The 21,744-nt window shown below is 39.7% G+C and carries 16 protein-coding genes, 2 tRNA genes and 1 rRNA gene; 6 read left to right on the top strand and 13 right to left on the bottom strand.

All coding sequences use genetic code 11. The features are described from left to right. Window positions 1-81: 81 nt before the first annotated feature. The 6 genes from trpB to F598_RS0109605 are packed head-to-tail and all read right to left on the bottom strand — an operon-like array spanning window position 82 to window position 5,632. Window positions 82-1,266 carry a tryptophan synthase subunit beta gene (gene trpB / locus F598_RS0109630; protein WP_019038841.1) on the bottom strand — a complete coding sequence of 395 codons (1,185 nt, stop codon included), beginning with the start codon at window positions 1,264-1,266 and terminating at the stop codon, window positions 82-84. Further along, on the bottom strand, window positions 1,253-1,894 hold the full coding sequence (locus tag F598_RS0109625; protein WP_019038840.1) for a phosphoribosylanthranilate isomerase: 642 nt from the start codon (window positions 1,892-1,894) through the stop codon (window positions 1,253-1,255). Before F598_RS0109625 ends, trpB begins: the two co-directional genes overlap by 14 nt. Continuing rightward, window positions 1,891-2,661, bottom strand: a complete 771-nt coding sequence (trpC, locus tag F598_RS0109620; RefSeq protein WP_019038839.1) for an indole-3-glycerol phosphate synthase TrpC — start codon at window positions 2,659-2,661, stop codon at window positions 1,891-1,893. The genes F598_RS0109625 and trpC overlap by 4 nt, the downstream gene beginning before the upstream one ends. Then, window positions 2,658-3,653 carry an anthranilate phosphoribosyltransferase gene (gene trpD, locus F598_RS0109615; protein ID WP_019038838.1) on the bottom strand — a complete coding sequence of 332 codons (996 nt, stop codon included), beginning with the start codon at window positions 3,651-3,653 and terminating at the stop codon, window positions 2,658-2,660. The genes trpC and trpD overlap by 4 nt, the downstream gene beginning before the upstream one ends. Before the next feature lie 21 nt (window positions 3,654-3,674). Further along, entirely contained in the window at window positions 3,675-4,241 is a 567-nt protein-coding gene (locus F598_RS0109610; protein ID WP_019038837.1) for an anthranilate synthase component II, read from the bottom strand. 5 nt (window positions 4,242-4,246) lie between these two features. Continuing rightward, window positions 4,247-5,632 carry an anthranilate synthase component I family protein gene (locus F598_RS0109605; RefSeq protein WP_019038836.1) on the bottom strand — a complete coding sequence of 462 codons (1,386 nt, stop codon included), beginning with the start codon at window positions 5,630-5,632 and terminating at the stop codon, window positions 4,247-4,249. 951 nt (window positions 5,633-6,583) lie between these two features. Here F598_RS0109605 and fabD point away from each other — a divergent pair. After that, complete coding sequence (fabD, locus tag F598_RS0109600; RefSeq protein WP_019038835.1) at window positions 6,584-7,471, top strand: ACP S-malonyltransferase; 888 nt, start codon at window positions 6,584-6,586, stop codon at window positions 7,469-7,471. A 319-nt stretch (window positions 7,472-7,790) separates the two neighbouring features. On the opposite strand, the gene F598_RS0109595 is transcribed toward fabD, so the two are convergent. Then, the gene (locus F598_RS0109595) at window positions 7,791-9,731 is read right to left on the bottom strand and encodes a M1 family metallopeptidase (protein WP_019038834.1); all 1,941 of its coding nucleotides are present in this window, start codon (window positions 9,729-9,731) and stop codon (window positions 7,791-7,793) included. Window positions 9,732-9,802: 71 nt separating this feature from the next. Beyond that, entirely contained in the window at window positions 9,803-10,849 is a 1,047-nt protein-coding gene (locus F598_RS0109590; protein ID WP_019038833.1) for a hypothetical protein, read from the bottom strand. Between the two features lie 88 nt (window positions 10,850-10,937). On the opposite strand from F598_RS0109590, the gene F598_RS0109585 reads away from it, so the two are divergent. The 5 genes from F598_RS0109585 (at window position 10,938) to uvrB (ending at window position 17,993) form a co-directional block, all read left to right on the top strand. Beyond that, window positions 10,938-11,837 (top strand): ABC transporter ATP-binding protein, encoded by a 900-nt coding sequence (locus F598_RS0109585; protein WP_026302633.1) that lies wholly within the window; start codon window positions 10,938-10,940, stop codon window positions 11,835-11,837. A gap of 9 nt (window positions 11,838-11,846) precedes the next feature. Then, a complete protein-coding gene (locus F598_RS0109580; RefSeq protein ID WP_019038831.1) occupies window positions 11,847-12,671 on the top strand; it encodes an ABC transporter permease in 825 nt (274 codons plus the stop codon). Window positions 12,672-12,697: 26 nt separating this feature from the next. Next, on the top strand, window positions 12,698-15,283 hold the full coding sequence (locus F598_RS0109575; RefSeq protein ID WP_245539775.1) for a T9SS type B sorting domain-containing protein: 2,586 nt from the start codon (window positions 12,698-12,700) through the stop codon (window positions 15,281-15,283). A gap of 126 nt (window positions 15,284-15,409) precedes the next feature. Then, window positions 15,410-15,856: a hypothetical protein gene (locus F598_RS0109570; protein ID WP_026302632.1), complete on the top strand. Its 447-nt coding sequence runs from the start codon at window positions 15,410-15,412 to the stop codon at window positions 15,854-15,856. A 130-nt stretch (window positions 15,857-15,986) separates the two neighbouring features. Further along, complete coding sequence (uvrB, locus tag F598_RS0109565) at window positions 15,987-17,993, top strand: excinuclease ABC subunit UvrB (protein ID WP_019038828.1); 2,007 nt, start codon at window positions 15,987-15,989, stop codon at window positions 17,991-17,993. Window positions 17,994-17,995: 2 nt separating this feature from the next. Here the strand turns inward: uvrB and F598_RS0109560 are convergent, their stop codons facing one another. The 5 genes from F598_RS0109560 to rrf form a co-directional block, all read right to left on the bottom strand. Beyond that, window positions 17,996-18,529 carry an RNA methyltransferase gene (locus F598_RS0109560; protein WP_019038827.1) on the bottom strand — a complete coding sequence of 178 codons (534 nt, stop codon included), beginning with the start codon at window positions 18,527-18,529 and terminating at the stop codon, window positions 17,996-17,998. 39 nt (window positions 18,530-18,568) lie between these two features. Further along, window positions 18,569-18,656, bottom strand: a tRNA-Leu gene (locus tag F598_RS0109555). Window positions 18,657-18,662: 6 nt separating this feature from the next. After that, window positions 18,663-18,734, bottom strand: a tRNA-Gly gene (locus F598_RS0109550). 73 nt (window positions 18,735-18,807) lie between these two features. After that, window positions 18,808-21,390: a DNA mismatch repair protein MutS gene (mutS, locus tag F598_RS0109545; protein ID WP_157594996.1), complete on the bottom strand. Its 2,583-nt coding sequence runs from the start codon at window positions 21,388-21,390 to the stop codon at window positions 18,808-18,810. Window positions 21,391-21,533: 143 nt separating this feature from the next. Then, window positions 21,534-21,642 (bottom strand): 5S ribosomal RNA (gene rrf, locus F598_RS0109540). Between the last annotated feature and the right edge of the window lie 102 nt (window positions 21,643-21,744).

Genomic DNA, 21,744 nt, shown 5'->3' with positions numbered 1-21,744 from the left:
GTTCTAATCAATTTTGTCTTGTTTCTTGGTTCCTGACTCTTTGCTCTCTTTTCCAAAACCCTACCACCTAAAGCCTACGTTCTAGTACCCAAAATACTGCCTGTAGGTCTCTAGATCCTTATCTCCACGCCCGGAGCAGTTAAAAACCAGCACATCATCTTCTTTGAAATTCAGATATTTGAAAATCGCAAAGGCATGAGCGGTTTCAATCGCCGGAATGATGCCTTCCATACGGCTTAGCTCCAGTCCTTTTTCCATGGCTTCCGCATCGGTGATCGACACAAACTTACCTCGTCCAGTTTTAAACAGATGCGCATGCAGAGGTCCGATACCTGGATAATCCAAACCTGCAGAAATAGAATACGGCTCGGTAATCTGCCCATCGGTGTTTTGCATCAAGAGGGTTTTACTGCCGTGGATGATGCCTTCGCGTCCCAAAATAGTGGTAGCCGCAGATTCGGTGGTTTCCACCCCTTTTCCTGAAGCTTCCACTCCTATGATACCGACATCTTCGTGATCCATAAAGTCAGCAAACAGTCCGGCTGCATTACTTCCACCACCGACACAGGCGATGACGTAATCTGGCAACTCCCGACCTTCTTTCTCCAGCATCTGGGCTTTTACTTCCTTGGAAATGACACTCTGCAATTCAGTAACCATATCTGGGTAAGGGTGTGGTCCTACCACCGAACCGATGATGTAATGCGTGTCCTTTGGATGGTTGATCCAGTCGCGTATCGCTTCATTGGTGGCATCCTTCAGCGTTTTACTTCCAGAGGTCGCCGAAACCACTTTGGCTCCCAGCATTTTCATTCGCGCTACGTTAGGCGATTGTCGCTCAATGTCAACGGCTCCCATATATACGATACATTCCAGACCCATCAGCGCACAAACGGTGGCCGTAGCCACACCGTGCTGACCGGCACCAGTTTCAGCGATGATGCGGTTTTTACCCAGAGCTTTAGCCAGAAGAATCTGACCCACTGTATTATTGATTTTATGAGCTCCGGTATGACACAAATCCTCACGTTTTAAATAGATCTTGGTCTTGTATTTTTCACTTAGGTTCTCGGCCAGATACAAAGGGGTAGGTCTACCCACATAGTCTTTCAGCAACTGCTTGAATTGCTTCTGAAAATCTTCAGTCGCAATAATCTGCTTGTAGTTCTGTCTTAATTCTTCCACATTGGGATACAACAATTCGGGGATGTAAGCTCCACCAAAATCACCGTAAAATCCCTTTTCATTGACACTAAACTTGCTCATAGGTTCTAAGGTTTTGTAAAAATTTATGTATTTCTGTTTCTTTTTTTAATCCAGGGGCCTCTTCAAATCCAGAGTTGATATCCACGCCGGCAATCAATCCTTGTTTATACAGATGACTGACTTCCGCAGCATCATCTAAACCAATTCCTCCACTCAATATCACAGGCTTAGAGAAATTCTGTTTCTCTAGCAACTGCCAGTCAAATTTTTCACCGTTTCCTCCTCGATATTGGCCTTTGGTATCCAGTAAGTAACCGTGAACATAAAAGCTATAGGCTTCTATACCTTCAAAATCTGAAGCGGTTTTAATGGAAAAGACTTTCCATAGTTTCACCTCAGCATGTCCTGATTTGGCTAAAGCCTGATTGAGCTCCTCACAGAATTCTGGCGTTTCATGACCGTGCAACTGAACTATATCTAAACCAAAACTTCCGACTTTTTCAAGGATAGATTCAATGCTTTCATTCACAAACACCCCTACTTTTTGAATTCGCTCTGGCAACTCGACAGGGTTTTCTGCAAAACGAGGTGATTTTTTGTAAAATATGAAGCCCATATAATCGATACCCAATTCTGCCAGGGCCTTTATATTTTCTGGATGCTTCATCCCACAGACTTTCACTTTCATAGCTCTTTGGTATTAGACTCTAAAGAATTTTGTTTCATAAAAAATTCACCTACCAACACACCGTTAAATCCCTGATGAATAAGTTTCCCGATAGTTTCTTGATCCTGAATACCACTCTCTGAAATTTTCAATAATTCTGAAGGCAGATGCGGCAACATGTCTAGTCCCTGCTGAAGATCGACTTCAAAAGTTCTGAGGTTTCGGTTATTCACCCCAATGAGATCAATATGCTTTGGATCTAGTTTCTTGATTTCTTCGGCCTCATGGATTTCAAACAAAATCTCTAGGCCTAACTCGTGAGCTAAAATCGCTAGTTCTTCCAGCTTCTCTGGAGACAGCGCATTAGCAATCAACAGAATGGCATCGGCGCCGTAGGTTTTGGCTTCATAAATTTGGTAAGGATCTACCATAAAGTCTTTCCGAAGGATCGGCAGGCTACAAACTGACTTCGCCAATTGTAAATCCTCCAGACTCCCTCCAAAATACCGCTGATTCGTCAGTACTGACATACCTGCAGCTCCCATTTGCTCGTAGCTTTGAGCGATTTCCATGACATCTGCTTTCAAGTTGATGGTTTCTTTACTCGGCGAGCGTCTTTTAAATTCTGCGATAATGCCTAATTCTGAATTGGCCACTGCTTGCTTTAAGCTTCTCGTGGCTGCTTTAAATTCAGGGAAAGAAGTCAAGACCTCTACCGGCATCGTTTTTTTCTTAAGATTAACTACCAATTGTTGGTAGCCTATGATTTCTTCTAAAATCTGTTTCATGACTGACTGATGGTTTTTAATTGATTCAAGACTTCAAGGGCTTTGCCACCTTTAAGGATGGATTTGGCTTCCACAAAAGCTTCATCCATAGAGATAGGTTTGGCGGTTGAAATAGCCGCGGCAGCATTAGCACAAACTACATTATTTTGTGCCTCGGTACCTTTTCCACTCAGGATTTGATTAAAAATATCAGCTGCACTTTCAACCGTATCGCCCCCATAAATTTCCTCTTTTGAGACAGGGAGCACTCCAAAATCTTCAGCAGAAAGAAAGATTTCCTGAGTCTTGGTGACACACTTGGTTTTAGCCGTTAGTGAAATTTCATCGTAGCGATTCAAATCATGTAAAATGCAATAGGTCTTATCGGTTTTCTGATACAGATAATGGTACTTCCTCAAAAGCTCCAGATCGTAAACCCCTACCAATTGTAAGTCTGGTTTTGCCGGATTCACCATAGGCCCTAGCATATTAAAAAAGGTTTTTAAAGCCAGTGATTTTCTGATGGGTGCTACGTTTTTCATGGCTGGATGAAAGAGGGGTGCGTGAAGAATGGCAATATTGGCTTCATTAAGACATCGGTCTAAAAAGCCCTGTTCATTTGAAAATTTAATCCCCATCGCTTCCAGCACGTTGGAACTTCCACTTACCGAAGACACTCCATAATTACCGTGCTTTGCCACTTTCACTCCCATGGCGGCGACCACAAAGGAGGCTGCTGTGGAGACATTGAAGGTATTTTGCCCATCACCACCGGTGCCACATAAATCCATCACGGTTTCGCCTTGAAAATCGACTGGAATGCAAAGTTCCAGAAGCGCATCTCTAAAACCTTCCAGTTCTTCCACGCTGATGCTTCGCATCATAAACACGGTAAGAAAGGAGGCGATCTGAAGATCGCTAAATTCTCCGTTAGAGATTTGGAGCAATACCCCTTTAGCCTCTTCTTTTGAAAGCTGTTCCTGTTGTATAAGTCGGTTAAGTATATCTTTCATGTTCAATAATTTAAGGTGCACTTAGCTTTCAATCCAATTTTTAATCATTTGTTTGCCTTCTGGCGTCAATACCGATTCCGGATGGAATTGAACCGCTCTGATGTCGTAGTCTCTATGTCGAAGCGACATGATCTGACCCTGCTCGTCCACCGAAGTGGCTATCAGACAATCTGGCAAGTTCTGCTTCACCACCCAGGAGTGGTAACGGCCTACCATCATGGTTTGGGGTAAGCCTTGGTAAAGCACCTCGTCTTCTACCAGCATTTTGATTTCAGTCGCCACACCGTGGTGAACCTTGTCCAAATTCAGCAATTCGCCACCAAAGACTTCCATGATCGCTTGCTGACCTAAACACACCCCAAGCATGGGTTTGTCGTGAGCATAGGCTTTGATGATCGCCTTTAATTGGCCTGCTTCGTCGGGAATACCTGGTCCGGGAGAAAGCAAGATCTTGTCGTAATGAGCCACCTCATCGAGATCGACTTCATCGTTACGCTTCACCGTAACTTTAGCGTCAAATTCTTCCAGATAGTGTACAAGGTTATACACAAAAGAATCGTAATTATCTATGACTAGTATGTTCTTCATGGTTTTTATGATTGATCTAAAGCTTTACGTAAAGCTCCAAGTTTATTGATGACTTCCTGTAATTCGTTTTCTTCGGTACTGTCGCTTACCACGCCTGCTCCGGCCTGGTAGTGTAACTTCATGTCTTTACTCACAAAACTACGAATGATGATGGCCTGATTCATATTACCATTAAAATCTATCACACCCAAAGCTCCACCGTAGGCCTCTCGACAGATGTTTTCATACTTCTCAATGAGGGACATGGCCATGTGTTTTGGCGCACCACTTAATGTTCCGGCGGGAAAGGTGTCGCCCAGTAATTTTAAACTATCTTCTGGATTGACCTCAGCGGTCACTTTACTCACCAGGTGAATCACGTGAGAAAAGTATTGCACTTCTTTATAAGTTTCCACGTTGACGTGTTTACCATTTCGGCTCAGATCATTTCTGGCCAAATCCACTAACATCACGTGCTCAGAATTTTCTTTTTCATCTTCAGATAGCTTTAAGGCCATGGCCGCATCTTCCTGATCGTTTCCGGTTCGCTTAAACGTACCTGCGATAGGATGGATTTCGGCTTTACCCTCCTGAACAACGAGGTGAGCTTCCGGTGAGCTTCCAAAAATCTTGTAATTTCCAAAGTCGAAGTAGAATAAATACGGACTCGGATTGATGCTTCTCAATTTACGATACACATTGAATTCGTCGCCTTTAAATCCTTGAGAAAAGCGGCGTGACATGACCATCTGGAAAACATCACCTCGCTGGCAATGGGCTTTAGCCTTGGTCACATACTCCATAAACTCTTCATCGGTAATCGGTGATTCCTCTTCACCGTCCAATTGAAAATCGTACTCGGTATAATTCTGATTTTTTAAGAGAGATTTTAATTCAGGAATACGATCGGTGCCATCGTAGGCGTGATTGAAGACATAAGCTTCATCGTTGAAATGATTGATCACAATCACATTTTGAAACACGCTGTACAACATATCTGGTAAACCTAACTTTGCTCTGCTTTTATCAATGCTTAAATTTTCAAAATAACGCACGGCATCGTAAGTCGTAAATCCAAACAGCCCTTGCGTGAGAAATTTGAAATCATGGTCTTCCACTTCAAATTCGGCCAGATACTTCTTAAGCTCATCGGCGACGTTGATGCTTTGATCTATCTCTATTTGTTTAAAAGTCCCATCAGGATATTTCAGCTCAATCTGCTCGTGTTCTACTTTGAAATGCGCGATAGGGTTACAGCAGATGTAACTAAAACTGTTATCATTGGTGTGGTAATCGCTGCTTTCCAGAAGCAGAGAATGGGGATACTTATCCCGTATTTTAAGATAAGCGCTAACCGGCGTAAAGGTATCGGCAAGCAGCTTTTTGTAGGTGGTTTTTAAAGAATAACTCATAGTTTAGGACTCAAAGTATTTAAAATTAAAAAAGGCCTGTCGTGATTTGACAAGCCTTTATGAAATATATACATAGCAGGATCTAGATCACGACGTTTGACGTAATACAGACCACCACCAAGAATTGTTTATTTTTTGAAACATGCTACAAACATAGGAATAATATTGAATTGTTAAAGAATTGACAGGTGTTAAAATTTTGTTTGTTCTCATGAATTAAAATTTGAATCTAAACTTATATTAGTGCTTCGAGTGGATAATCTATTGTTTCTCTCCTTGAGGGAGTAACATGGTGGGTGTAGAGGAACTGTTTCTAGTTCGTACCGACCATAGCTCAAGATAAAATGAGTAGTGTTTAAGCTCCATCTCGACTCCGCTCGATGTTCAAACACACCTTATTTTAAGGTTTATTAAAAACTCTGTATAAAAACGAAATCTAAGTATATAACTAAAATTTTTATGTTCCAAACCTTTCGACCTTGCTCAAGATGAACTCAAGTGATATCTTTTTCTACTTCAACTACTTTATAGCTCTAAATCAACTAAACACCCCTATCATCCCATTTCGACTTAGCTCAATGCACCGCCTCAAGAGGATCGTAAGCACAAATATCCTCCCTAGCATGTGCTGAGCTTGTCGAAGTAAGGGAGCCTGCCTTTTTGCAGACAGGGATCAAGGAGGGTGTCGAGAAAAACCTCACCTCAGATTCTTATTATCAAGAAACTATTTCAACTTTGCCTTTCGTCTATGCTCAAGATAATCTTAGTCGAGAATCCTCCTGTTTCAAGTTCGAGCGAAGTCGAGAACCTTTCGACTTTGCTTAAGATAAACTCAGACGAGGAGCTTATGACTCACTAGTCACTATTCACTGAAACGCAAAAACTAAAACTCATATTCCTCCATACACTATCAAAATACTATCTTTGAAATTCAACAAAAAAAATAACATTATGAAAGCTTATATATTTCCAGGTCAAGGCGCACAATATACAGGAATGGGTCAGGACCTATACCAATCATCAAAAGAAGCACGAGACTTATTTGAAAAAGCTAATAACATCTTAGGCTTCGATATTTCGAAAATTATGTTTGAAGGCTCTGCCAACGATCTCAAACAAACTAAAGTCACTCAACCAGCTATTTTTCTTCACTCTGTGATATTGAGTAAGGTCTTAGGCGACTCCTTTAAGCCGGATATGGTCGCTGGGCATTCGCTAGGCGAATTTTCTGCGCTTGTCGCTAATAGAACTTTGGAGTTTGAAGACGCTTTAAAACTAGTCCATAAACGCGCCCTAAGTATGCAGGCTGCCTGTGAGAAAAATCCATCGTCTATGGCCGCGATTTTAGGATTGGAAGATGAAGCGGTAGAAGAAGTTTGCCAATCTGTAGATGGGGTTGTGGTTCCTGCCAATTACAATTCACCAGGTCAGCTGGTCATCTCTGGTGCTTCTGAAGCCGTAGAACGCGCCTGTGAATTGCTCAAAGAAAAAGGCGCCAAGCGTGCCCTAATGCTGCCTGTAGGCGGGGCCTTTCATTCTCCACTCATGCTTCCAGCAAGGGAAGAGCTAGCCAAAGCGATTGAATCGACTACTTTTCATACACCAATCTGTCCCGTTTACCAAAATGTGACGGCCAATGCTGTATCTGATCCTGAGGCCATTAAAACCAATTTGATTGAGCAGCTTACCGCTCCGGTGAAATGGACTCAAACCCTAAAGCAAATGCTAGCCGATGGTGCTACTGAGTTTACGGAAGTAGGACCAGGTAAAGTGCTACAAGGCTTACTGAGGAAAGTCGATCGACAGGTGGCTGCAGAGAGTATTTCGGGGGTTTCGTAGATGTTAGATGTTAGATGTTAGATGTTAGATGTTAGAAAATTATAAATTCTCATATAACAGCGTGCTTTTGTAATTATTTCATTCCCGACTTCAGGTGAATACTTACTGATTTTAATCATGAATCTTTAAGTTTACTTCCCCACCAGATCCCAGTTGGAAAGTTACCTTCTCGGTTGAAAGCTTATGTTCTAAAAACATAAATACTTGCAGGATTAAAATCAAAAGAAAAAGAGAACTAACTTTAAAAAGAAATCCTATTGTAGAGAAACAAAAAACGACCTCAAATGAGGTCGTTTTTTAATTGATTTTAATAACTGAATTAGTCTTGATACACACTCGATGGCCATGAATCATTAGAATAATTCACATCCATAATAATTTTTTTAGGATCGATGTCTATCGACTTGATGTCTTTTTCAGTCTCAAATTTGTGCGTCCAGGTATCGCCTCGTTGCCAAATTTCGACGGGTAGACTTTTCATCTCAGTCGATCCATCTTCAAAAGTGATTTCCATATGCACTGGCATTGGAATGTCGCCTTTATTGGAGACAGTTAGGAAGTAAGCTCCGTTTCGTTTTCTAAGAGAGTCTATTGCCAGGTCGATATTCCCAGTTCCATAAAACCACCCGTCGAAGAACCAGGAAAGGTTTTCTCCAGCTGCGTTTTCGATATGATTGAAAAAATCTTTAGGTTGAGGGTGTTTATAAGCCCAGGTCTCGATGTAAGACCTAAAAGCATAATCAAATCGCTCCTCGCCCAAAATGTATTCTCTCAACATAACAAGACCGAGTGCTGGCTTATAATAAGCAATCATTCCTAAATTCCTTAGATTGGCAACATCTGGATAGGTATCGATGCCCTCGCGGGTATCTCCCAGGAACCAACCGGTTAAATTTCTAGGCTGACCCAATCTTGCAGGATACTCCCCGTCGTTAAAAGCCTGAGTGGAGTAATAATTGATGAAGGTATTGAAGCCTTCGTCCATCCAGGCGTAGCGTCTTTCATTACTTCCCACAATCATTGGGAACCAGTTGTGACCAAATTCATGATCGGTCACTCCCCATAAACTGCCGCCTTTACTTTTCCAGCTGCAGAAATTAAGTCCTGGGTATTCCATACCACCAATATCTGCCGCGACATTTACGGCTGCCGGATAAGGATATTCAAACCATTTTTCTGAATAATGCTCTACTGAAGCTTTACTATATTCTGTAGATCGAGACCAGGCATCCTGCCCATCACTCTCGACAGGATACACAGAATGTGCTAAACCAGTTTTTCCACTTGGCAGGTTAAACTGAGCACCATCCCAGATAAAAGCTTTGGAAGTAGCAAAAGCAAAATCTCTGGAGTTTTCAATACTATACTCCCAGGTTTGTGTTCCTTCCTGATTGGCAAACATGCTGCTATCGCCTATTTCTTCTGAAGAAATCAAAGTCACCGTTTCCTGACTTTCCAGAGCTTTTTTATAGCGATCGTAAACTTTAGAAGATAAGACGTCGCGAGGATTTTGAAGCTCACCAGAGGCTACTACCAAAAAGTTGTGAGGCACCGTAATTTCTACTTCAAAATTTCCATAATCGTAGTAAAATTCTCCAGCTCCTAAATAAGGCTCAACATTCCAGCCTTCGATATCGTCGAATACAGCTACCTGCGGAAACCATTGCGCCATCGCGTAGATTTCTCCATTTTTGGTACTGAGTCGACCCATTCTGTCCATTCCATTCACAGGAACTTCAAACTCAAAATTCATAGAAACTTCTGCTTTACCGCCTTTGGCTTTTAAAGGTTCTCCAAAAAAGACCTGCATTCTAGTATCGGTAATCAAATGCTCGGTAGAGGTCGAGCGCTTCACTTTGGACTGGAGATTGGTGATTTTCACTCCATCTAAAGGATCACCATTATAGCGGTTTCCTTCCACAGGAGTGGTTAAGGTTCCTCTGGAATCTTCAGTAAATCGATTCTGTTCCAGATACATCCAGATGTAATCCAGGTCTTCGGGACTATTATTGGTATATTCCATTGTGATTTGACCCTTAACCTTATGCGTTTCTGGATTTAAATTGACTTTAATCTCATAATTTGCTTCATTTTGGAAATAATCCGGACCGGGTTTTCCAGAAGCTGACCGGTAGCGATTGCCGGATCTGTCCATGAATTCATCAAAATCAGATTGATTGCTTTCTAGCTGAGCCGAAGCTTCAGGCATGGATAACATCCCTAAAAAAAGGGCTATAAATAAGTACTTCATACTGTTCATAGGGTTTATGTGTTTTGAATTTGGGCTCTAAAATATAAAATCAAGCCATAACAATTGGTTATCAACTTAAATTATTCTACCTCTAGATAGTTTCGTTTTACAAAATCTAAGGCTGTCTTTAGGATATGTCCCATGGTTTTACAGCGTTTAAACCGAATATCTTTGGTGAAATCAACTAATTGATTTCTAAGTTGCTTCACATTCTCATCTGAAGACACTCGGTCTTTGATCATAGAGCGAATCAACATTCGAAAGCGTTTTTCTGAAGTAATTAATCGTTTGGCGACCTGAGAACGCTCTTCTTTTTTATACTGTTCTATAGAAGATTCCTCCAGCAACTTGGACACCATTTCCACCATTGGTCTATTTTCTTTAAAAAAATGGGGCTGGTAGACCTTTAGGTTACCCTCGTAGTTCTGCTGGTCAAAATCAATGGCCCTGATCTTATAATCCACATGGTCGAAATCATGCGTAGGAATGACTACATAATTATACGAACGCATGTCACCCAGTAGTCTTAAGGTGCAGCGCTCATTGAACTTAACGAACTGCTTGGCAATCTCATTTCTCGCTCGTTCATCACATTCTGGCAAATGTTCTTTAATGAAAACATCCCCCGGGATTCCAGCAATATGCTCCTCAATAAGAGTATCTTTATACACCAGGAAATTGATACGGTGTGGAGAAAGAATATGTTCAAAATCCAATCCGTAGATTCTGGAAGCATCTGCTTTTTTGATATAGAAATAGGTAAAGTTGTCGTTTAGGACGTTTCTAACTTTAATTCTAAAGGGTTTTGAATTCCCGAAGGTGCAGTAGTCGATAGCATCCACATTGAGGAAATCCAGATGTTCGCTGCGGCCATCGGAATGTAAAATCAAGTAAACCCTTTTTAGACTATTATCGATTTCCTCACGCTCATAATCAGAATAGTAACATCGCACCCACAACGTATCTTCATCATGCCTGTCGTAAACCACAATAGAACCCGAAAATCTTAACAGGTCATCGTAAGACACGGGAATTTTTGTATTCCTGTTATAAGTTTGCAGGTATTTCTTGAGCTGCTCATTAATAGGAAACGTAGGTTTCTTTTTGGACATGAGTTTCTTTTCCATAGGCTGCATTTTTATCAAAGGTAGGAATTTTGCCGGCTTAAATTGTAACATAAACTTATGCTTCTCGTCATACAATAAACCTCATCACGTGAACACAATCTTAAAACTCAACCAACTCACAAAGAAATTTGGCAGTTTAACGGCTGTTGATGCCCTAACGTTCAACATCGAGAAAGGACATGTCTATGGTATTCTTGGCCCTAATGGAAGTGGAAAATCTACTACGCTAGGCATGATTCTAAATGTCGTCAACCCCAGTTCTGGGAATTTTGAATGGTTTCAGGGCAACCTTTCTACGCATGAAGCCTTAAAAAAAGTAGGCGCTATTATTGAAAGTCCGAATTTTTATCCAAGCATGAGTGCTGAGGACAATTTAAAATTAGTGTGTCAAATCAAGGAGGTGGATTATTCAAGAATAGATATGGTTTTAGATATCGTCGATTTGAAAGATCGAAAAAAAGATCACTTTAAAAGTTATTCCTTGGGTATGAAGCAACGTCTAGCCATCGCTTCTGCTCTGTTGAATAATCCTGAAATTTTAATTTTAGATGAACCCACCAACGGTCTGGATCCTCAGGGGATTCATCAAATTCGTGAAATCATCAAGCGTATAGCTTCAGAAGGCATGACGATTCTACTCGCCTCCCATCTCCTGGATGAAGTTGAAAAGGTTTGTTCTCATGTGGTCGTCATCCGCAAAGGAAACATGTTATATTCTGGCCCTGTGGATGAACTGAATGCGACTCACGGCTTCCTGGAATTAAAAAGCGAACAGACCGAGGAGCTGCATACTTTTTTAAACAGTCATGAGGCCATAGACCATTTTGAGGAAGTAGACCACGAAGTCATCAAAGCCATTTTAGCTCATCCTTACGAGGCTAGTGAAATCAATAAAGAGTGTTTTGAAAAGGGCATTTTCCTTACGCATTTAGTCAAACGAAAAGAAACCCTTGAGGAACAATTTTTAAAATTAACCAAGAATCAATAAGATCTGACCATGAAACGACTTTTCCTGATAGAATTTCATAAACTAAAAAACAACAAAGCGGCTAAAATTTTAAGTCTTATTTACTTTATACTGTTTAGTGCCATAGCCTTGTTTTCATCAATTAAATTCACCTTTGGCTCGGTAGATTTTAGGCTAGCCGACCAGGGTATTTTTAACTTCCCTTACATCTGGCATTTCAATTCTTATTTTGTAGCCTTTTTAAAATTATTTCTTGCCGTTGTGATTGTTTCTATGGTCTCCAGTGAATATACCAACCGCACCTTAAAACAGAATTTAATTGACGGCTTAAGTAAGAAAGAATTTATTCTGTCTAAATTTTACGGGGTTTTAGCATTTGCTTTAGCTTCAACCCTACTCCTCTTTATAGTGAGTCTGGTTCTTGGTTTGATTTTTTCTGACTATGACGAATTCAGCATTATCTTTTCGGACCTGGAATACATAGGGGCCTACTTTTTAAAGTTAGTCGGTTTTTTTTCCATGTGTTTGTTTTTCGGGATTTTGCTTAGACGTTCGGCTTTTGCCCTGGGTTTCTTATTCCTGCTTTGGATTTTTGAAGGCATCGTTCAATTGTTTATAAATTTTCAGGCAGAATCCTTAGAGTTCATCATTCAGTTTTTACCGCTTCAGTCGATGAGTAATCTCATTATAGAACCTATGACCAGGCTAGGTATTGTAAAATCAACGGCGTCTCAATTAAATTCAGAGTTTACCAAAACCTATGATGTGGAATGGTCTGCCGTTCTCATTGTTTTAGCCTGGAGCTTTATATTTATTTATTCCTCCTGGAAACTTTTAAAAAAGAGGGATCTTTAAATTATATTTGGGGAAACTCTACATTTTTGAAAAAATTCCTCATTTTTTTCTTTTTCACTTTGTGCTATACAACTTTTGCACAAGGGGAAGCGAATAACTGGTATTTTGGTAATAATGCCGGGATTACTTTTAACACCAACCCCCCGTCAGCACTAACCGACGGACAATTAGACACCAATGAGGGGTGCTCTTCCATCTCTGATATTAATGGTGACTTATTGATGTACACCGACGGCAGAACTATATGGGATAAAAACCACGACATCATGCCAGGGGCTGATTATTTTGGAACTAATGGATTAGATGGACTCAACGGTGATCCTTCCAGTACATCGAGCGGTTTGATAGTTCCTCACCCAACAGAACTCAATTTATATTATGTGTTTACCGTAGACGAACCCCATCATGAAAACGCCAATGCATTTCCGGGTCAGGGCCCAGCAGATTCAAGTGGTAATAATATCGATATTTATTCAGATGGTGGTTTTGTTCCTCAGGATGATGATGGATTTAATAATGGATTAAATTATACGATTGTAAATATGGACTTGAGGGGTGGATTGGGTGATGTAGATCCTGCTAATAAAAATATTCAACTTATCACTTTTGGAAATTCTCCTAACGATCCCAAGTTTAAGGCTTCTGAAAAAATAACTGCTGTACGTGGCAGTGATTGTAACTCAGTGTGGTTGATCACTCATTTCAAAAATAAATACTATTCCTTTTTTATCAACGAGTTCGGATTAGATCCTACACCTGTAGTCTCGGAAGTTACGCCAAATATTCCGTTGTCTTCCTACAGAAGGGGAGCCTTAGGTTATCTCAAAGCTTCTCCTAATGGAGACAGGCTGCTTGTAGCTCATCATGCTACCAGTTTTGATCGTGAGGACGATATTGCAGGACAAGATGGTAGTGTTTATGTTTATGATTTCAATAATGTAACAGGCCAGGTAAGCAATCCAATTCGACTAGTTGGAAACTGCAACCCTTATGGAGTGGAATTTTCTCCTAATGGGACAAGAGCCTACGCCACTTTATTTGACGGAGAACATCATTTATACCAATGGGACCTTGAGAGCAGTGCTATTCCTGATTCTCAGTTTAGAGTCAATTTAGAAAGTTTTGAGCAATCAACCGCAATACAGCTTGGTCCTGATGGTAAAATTTATCATGTCACCTTTCAATCTGCCAGATTAGGGGTCATAAATAGTCCAAATGCTTTGAGAGCTGATGTTAATTATATTCCCGGCTCAAACTTAAGTTCGGTGAGTTTATCTGGTCGCTCTGGAATATTTGGTCTCCCTCCTTTTATTCAATCCTTGTTCTCAGAGCGAATCAATATCATTAACGATGATCAGGACAATATCCCTACTGAAGTTAAGCTTTGTGATGAAACTGAATTCACCTTATCCTATATCTCTTCACCTGGAGCTACCTACACCTGGAAGAAAGACAGAGAAATTTTACCAGATGAAAATGGTCCCGAGTTGAACGTTGTAGTTCCAAATAATGCTGAATATCCTTATGAAGTGACTTACCAACTCGAAGTTAATTTTAATGATGGCGAATGTCCATTAATAGGGATTGCCCGCCTCACCTTTAATCAATCGCCCAATTTTAATGACATTGAACTTACTACCTGTAGAAATTCTACATCTGAAGTGCCTGAGTATGATTTGACTGAGGTCTTTAGAATTTTAGGTGAGAATAATGGCATTGATGAAGAAGATATTGAAGGGGAGTTTTATGAATCTGAAGCTGATGCCCTGGCAGAAAACAATCCTATTGAAGACTTTTCAATCTTTCAAAACGATACTGGAATACCTTCAATTTTTGCAAATATTGTCAGTTTTGAAACTTGTGAAGAAATCGTTGAGATCGAGCTCCTTGTAGAAGAATTTCCTGACCTTTTTCTAGAAGACGAAACCCTTATATTATGCTTAGAAAATACAGAAGGCTTGTTATTGGATGCGAGTAATGAAGACGATGAGACTGAGCTTGAATACCTTTGGAATACCGGGGAAACCAGCTCACAGCTTCAGGTCAATTCGGGAGGAGAATATACTGTTGATATTAACATTCTAGGCTTTGAGTGTGCTTTGACGAAAACCTTTACTGTCATTGAATCTAATATAGCTGAATTTGACTACGTAGTAGAAAGTTCTGGAAATACCAATGTCATTGAAATCATTATTGCTAACTCAAGTTTAGGCGATTATGATTTTGCAATAGATGAACCCGTCAACTTTCAAGATTCCAATGTGTTTGAAGATTTGTCGCCTGGGATTTATCAGGTCTTTGTTCGAGATAAATTAGGCTGTGGTTTGGCTGAAAAAACAGTCGGTATTCTTGGTATTATGGACTTTTTCACGCCAAACGGAGATGGTATTAATGATGTTTGGCAAATCAGTGGATTATTAGACAATGACCAAGAACAAATTAACTTACAGGTATTTGATCGCTATGGAAAATTATTGTCCAGCTTCACCAATAAAGACAGGGGCTGGGATGGTACCTACAATGGCAGAAATATGCCAACTGATGATTACTGGTATAGAATTCAATTTAGCAACGGAACCCTTGAAACCGGTAATTTTACTCTGAAAAGATAAACGACACCCACGTTAATCTTAAAGCACCGAAAACGCTTTTTAATTTGTATTCTTTACTTTAATGATTAAACTCTTTTCATCAAAAACGCAACCTTTTTTGAATTATTCGTCTTTTAATAAATGACCATGAAGAATTTAATCCTTATCACAATACTGATATTAAGTATCGGCTGTACAAATGATGATGACACAATTACTAATTCACCAGATTTAGAGCTAATTAAAGAAGGCATATTTAGTGCTGAAAATGAGATCCTGGCTAAGCAAAATTGGATCATTGAAAGTCAATCTGAACTGGAAACTGTTTTTTCCAATGAACAAAATTTCTTAACTTTCTTCCAAGAGAATCCCTTTAATTTCAATACCCATGTAATGCTGATTTCTTCAGATGAAATTAAAACCTCAGGAGGTTACTCTGTTGATATTCAAGTGGATCGTGAGACTGAAACTATAATTTTTCTCAATGTCCTCTACAATACACCTCAGGAATCTCTGGTGACCTTACCTGTGTATATTCCATATCAAGTTAAACAATACCCAAAAACAGAAAAAAGCATTCAGTTTAATGAGTGAGAAAATGATCTGATCTAGGATTGACCATTAGTGTGCTCTGCGTTTATACATGTGAAATTAATGCCAAAGGAAGGACTTTACTTTTGTACTGATTTTTAAGCAAAGTATCTTAGCACCAAATAATTATTGGATGAAATTCAAACTTAAGTCTGATTTTGAACCCACTGGTGACCAGCCCCAGGCCATTGAAAAGTTGGTGCAAGGCATTCACAACAACGACCGCTATCAAACCCTACTGGGAGTGACTGGCTCTGGTAAAACTTTTACCATGGCGAATGTTGTAGAAAAAGTCGAAAAACCAACTCTAGTTCTGGCTCATAACAAAACTCTTGCAGCTCAATTGTACTCGGAGTTTAAAACTTTTTTTCCTGATAATGCCATCGAATACTTTGTATCCTACTACGATTATTATCAGCCGGAAGCCTTTATCCCTTCAAGCGGCACATATATTGAAAAAGACCTATCGATTAATGACGAAATTGAAAAACTGAGACTAAGCACAACTTCATCCCTACTTTCAGGACGTAGAGATGTGCTAGTCGTTGCCTCGGTAAGTTGTCTGTATGGTATTGGTAACCCGATTGAATTTCAAAAAAATGTGATTGCAGTGGAAGTGGATCAGCAGATCCCAAGGACTAAATTACTGCAGAGACTCGTCCAAAGTTTATATTCCAGAACAGAAGTTCAATTCAACCGTGGTAATTTCAGAATAAAAGGCGATACCCTGGATATCTTTCCTGGTTATGCAGATCATGCTTATCGCATTCATTTTTTTGGAGATGAGATCGAAGAAATAGAGGCTTTTAATGTGGAAACGAATGAAATCATAGCGAAGTATGATAAATTAAACATTTATCCGGCCAACATATTTGTCACCTCCCCTGAAGTATTGAATTCAGCCATCGATCAAATTGCTATTGATCTGGGTAAACAAATTGAATATTTTAAGGAGATCGGAAAGCCTTTGGAAGCCAAGCGGATTGAGGAGCGAACCAACTTTGATCTGGAAATGATTAAAGAACTCGGATATTGCTCTGGAATAGAAAATTATTCCCGTTATCTCGATGGGAGACAGCCGGGCACTCGACCTTTCTGTTTGCTAGATTATTTCCCAGAAGATTATTTAATGATTGTAGATGAAAGTCACGTAACTATTCCTCAAGTAGGAGCTATGTATGGTGGGGACCGCTCGAGAAAGGAGAACTTAGTGGACTATGGTTTTAGACTGCCTGCCGCTATGGACAACAGGCCTCTCCGATTAGAAGAGTATGAGGCACTTCAAAACCAAGTCGTATATGTAAGTGCAACGCCAGCGGATTATGAGTTACAAAAATGCGATGGGGTGTATATTGAACAGGTCATTAGACCTACCGGACTTCTGGATCCAGTCATTGAAGTAAGACCAAGTCAAAATCAAATCGATGATCTTATCGAAGAGATCAACACCAGAGTCGAAAAAGATCAACGGGTTTTGGTGACAACACTCACTAAAAGAATGGCTGAAGAACTTACCAAATATTTGACCAGAGTTAAAATAAGGACTCGCTACATTCATAGTGATATCGATACCCTGGAACGGGTAGAAATCATGTCTGACTTGCGTAAAGGGGTCTTTGATGTCTTGGTGGGGGTTAATCTATTAAGGGAAGGCCTTGATTTACCTGAGGTATCCTTGGTTGCCATATTAGATGCCGATAAAGAAGGCTTTTTGAGAAGTAATAGAACCTTAACTCAGACGATTGGTCGAGCTGCTAGACACCTTGAAGGAAAAGCTATTTTGTATGCCGATCAAATTACGGAAAGCATGCAAAAAACCATAGATCAGACTGAATACAGAAGAACTAAACAAATAGAGTACAATACCAAACATAATATTACGCCTACCGCACTTAAAAAATCCTTGGATTCAGCTCTAAGTGGCAGAAAGGAGAAACCATACGAAGTCATCGAAACGCCTACACTGGAGGCTGCAGAGGAAGCGGCAGAAAATTACAATGAAAAAGACCTCAAGAAGAGGATGACTGTAGTAAGAAAATCGATGGAAAAAGCAGCTAAGGACCTTGATTTTATGGAAGCTGCCAGATTTAGAGATGAATTGAAAATGCTTCAGGAAAAATTAGAAGAAGAAAAAGCCTAGACTTAAAATTGACTTTTAGACATAAAATCCCAAACGCAAACGCCTGCAGTTACAGAAATATTTAGGGAGTGCTTAGTTCCTAACTGAGGAATTTCTAGTACAGCATCGGAGGCATCTACAACGCTTTGCTGCACCCCTTTCACTTCATTGCCAAAAACGAAAGCATAGGTTTTATCTTTTTGAGGCTGAAATTGATCCAGCGAAATTGATTCTTCAGCCTGCTCTATAGAGAGGACTTGCACGCCATCTGCTTGTAAACTGTTTATTAAGTCAAGAGTCTCTTCTCTGTAAGACCAGTCTACCGTTTGAGTAGCTCCCAGAGCTGTTTTTTGAATATCCTTATGAGGTGGTGTAGCTGTAATACCGCAGAGATAAATCTTTTGAATAAGAAATGCATCCGCAGTACGAAATACAGAGCCAATATTATTCAGGCTCCTAATATTATCCAAAACGAGGATAAGCGGAGTTTTTTGAGAAGCTTTAAACTCTTGGTCTGTTTTGCGAATAAGTTCGCTATTTTTTAGTTTTCTTGGCATAGATTTAAAACAAAAAACCCTTTGATTTCTCAAAGGGTTTGGTACTCGGAGCGGGACTTGAACCCGCACGACCGCAATGGTCATTGGATTTTAAGTCCAACGTGTCTACCAATTCCACCATCCGAGCGAAAAGAGCGAAAGACGGGATTTGAACCCGCGACCCTCACCTTGGCAAGGTGATGCTCTACCCCTGAGCTACTTTCGCATTGGTAATTGCGAGTGCAAATTTAATATATTAATTGATTTGTCAAAACCTTTTCGAGAAAATATGAATAAAATTACGACTTGGACTTTGGTGCAATAAGGCGTTTAATTTCATTAAGCTTCATAAGCGCTTCCACTGGGGTTAGCGTATCAATATCAAGTTTCAAAATCTCCTCTCTAATCTGCTCTAAGAGAGGGTCATCCATATTGAAAAAACTCAATTGTGGTTCTGGCTCCACCGCTTTTTTAAATCCATCAGCATCCTGATCAGAATCTCTCATAGACTCTAATTTTTTTAGAATACTATTTGCTTTATGGATTACATACTGTGGCATACCAGCCATTTTGGCCACATGAATTCCAAAACTGTGTTCACTACCTCCTGGCACTAATTTTCTAAGAAAAAGAACATTGTCCTTAAGCTCTTTCACCGAAACATTGTAATTTTTAATCCGCTCAAATTGTTTACACATCTCATTGAGTTCATGATAGTGCGTAGCAAAGAGTGTCTTGGCTTTACTCGGATGTTCATGGAGAAACTCGGCAATAGCCCAGGCAATAGAAATACCATCGTAGGTGCTCGTTCCCCGGCCGATTTCATCTAGAAGCACAAGACTTCGCCTAGAAAGGTTATTGAGAATACTCGCCGATTCATTCATTTCTACCATAAAAGTAGATTCCCCCATGGAGATATTATCACTGGCTCCTACTCGGGTAAATATTTTATCAACCATTCCAATTTCAGCTGAAGTGGCCGGAACAAAGCTTCCCATTTGTGCTAATAGAACTATAAGGGCTGTTTGTCTTAATAAGGCAGACTTACCACTCATATTCGGGCCAGTTATCATAATGATCTGATCAGTGTCCTGATCAAGAAAAAGGTCGTTGCTAATATATTCCTCTTCGGCTTTTAGTTGAGTTTCTATTACAGGATGCCTTCCTTCTTTAATAGACAATGCAAATTCATCGTTTACCCTTGGTTTTGAATAGTTATTTTCAATAGCCAATTGAGCAAAGCCAGATAGACAATCTAATTGGGCGATTTGAAAAGCATTTTGTTGTATGACTTTCATGTAATCCTGTGTCCAGATTACTAAATCCTGAAATAGCTGTTGCTCTAAAGAAGCGATTTGATCTTCAGCAGAAAATATTTTTTCTTCGTAAACTTTTAATTCTTCAGTGATGTAACGCTCTGCATTAACCAGGGTTTGTTTGCGAGTCCAATCTTCTGGAACCTTATCTTTATGGGCATGCCTTACTTCGAAATAAAAACCATAAACATTGTTGCTTCCTATCTTTAAGCTAGAGATCCCTGTAGCTTTTGATTCTCTCTCAATCATTTCATTGAGATAATCGTGACCTGAGTAAGCAATCGTTCTTAACTCATCAAGCGCTTCAGAATATCCAGTTCTAATGGCTTTACCTTTAAGAATATTCACTGGAGGCTCTTCAGAAAGAGCGGCTTCTATTTTTAATTTTAAGGCTTCACAAGGATTAAGGTGGTCTGCTATTCTAACCAAAGACTCAAGTTGAGAATTGCTCAAATCATTCTTACAGGAATCAATGATGTCCAATGAATGTTTTAACTGAACTAATTCACGAGGATTAATCTTCTGGGTTGAAATTTTAGAAACCAAGCGCTCTAAATCATTGATCTCTTTAAGATAATCTCTCAATTGAATATGAAGTTCCTGATCTGATTTTAAAAAACTTACTGTATCAAGCCGTTGTTCTACTTTTTGTTTTGATTTTAAAGGAAAGGCTAGCCAGCGTTTAAGAAGTCTGCTACCCATAGCAGAAGACGTTTTATCGATGATATCTGCTAAACAGACCCCATCTGGTGAGGTCGATTGAAATAATTCCAGATTCTTAATCGTAAACTTATCCATCCAAACGTAATCCTCCTTAGGAATTCTGGATAGGTTATTAATATGTTGGAGCTTGGAGTGATTCGTTTCCGATAAATAATGTAATATGGCACCCGAGGCTATAATACCTTCCTCAAAAGCCTGAATCCCAAAACCCTTGAGGGAAGTCGTTTGAAAATGAGAATTAATTAAATTATGAGATAGATCGGCCTTAAACACCCAGTCATCTATGTAGAAATAGGGATGCTGATTTCCAAGTTGCTCTGAGATTAGTGTTTTTTGTTTTTTGGAAACGAGAATCTCGCTTGGAGAAAAATTTTGAATTAGTTTATCAATATCAATTAAAGCACCTTCAGAAACTAAGAATTCTCCTGTAGACACATCTAAAAATGAAATACCATAATTACTCTTAGAGCCAATAAATATTGAACACAAGAAGTTGTTATCATCTCTGGACAACACATCATCATTAAATGAAACACCTGGAGTAATTAACTCTGTAACTCCCCGTTTGACAATTTTTTTAGTCTGTTTAGGGTCTTCCAACTGATCGCAAATTGCAACCCGTAATCCAGCTTTAACTAATTTGGGAAGGTAAGTATTAAGAGAGTGGTGAGGAAAACCAGCGAGTTCAGAACGTTCTCCACCATTATTCCTATTGGTAAGGATAATGTTTAATATTCGAGAAGCAGCGACTGCATCCTCTCCAAAAGTTTCATAAAAATCACCAACCCGAAATAATAGCATGGCATCAGGATATTTTTCCTTGATGCTATTATATTGTTTCATTAAGGGAGTAATCTTTAATGATTTAGATTTAGCCACAATTTTTTTTGCTAAAATACTAAATTGATTGAGGAAAAGCCACTAAGACTATAGCGATCCCAAACAAAAAAACCCTAATCAAATTCATGATTAGGGTTTTCATTATAAGAAGGCGGCGACCTACTCTTCCACGATATGTAGTACCATCGGCGCTAACGGGCTTAACTGCTCTGTTCGGAATGGGAAGAGGTGAGCCCCGTTGCTATAACCACCTTAAATTGTAAAGTAGATATTAGATTGTAGATATTGGATTTAAGATTATAGAGTTTAGACTTTTTGGTCAATTATCTTATTTCTTGTATCTCATATCTGATGTCT

Origin of the sequence: Psychroflexus tropicus DSM 15496 (assembly GCF_000378765.1) — a bacterium.
Classification (GTDB): Bacteria; Bacteroidota; Bacteroidia; order Flavobacteriales; family Flavobacteriaceae; genus Psychroflexus; species Psychroflexus tropicus.
This window is presented reverse-complemented; position numbering and strand designations above follow the sequence as displayed.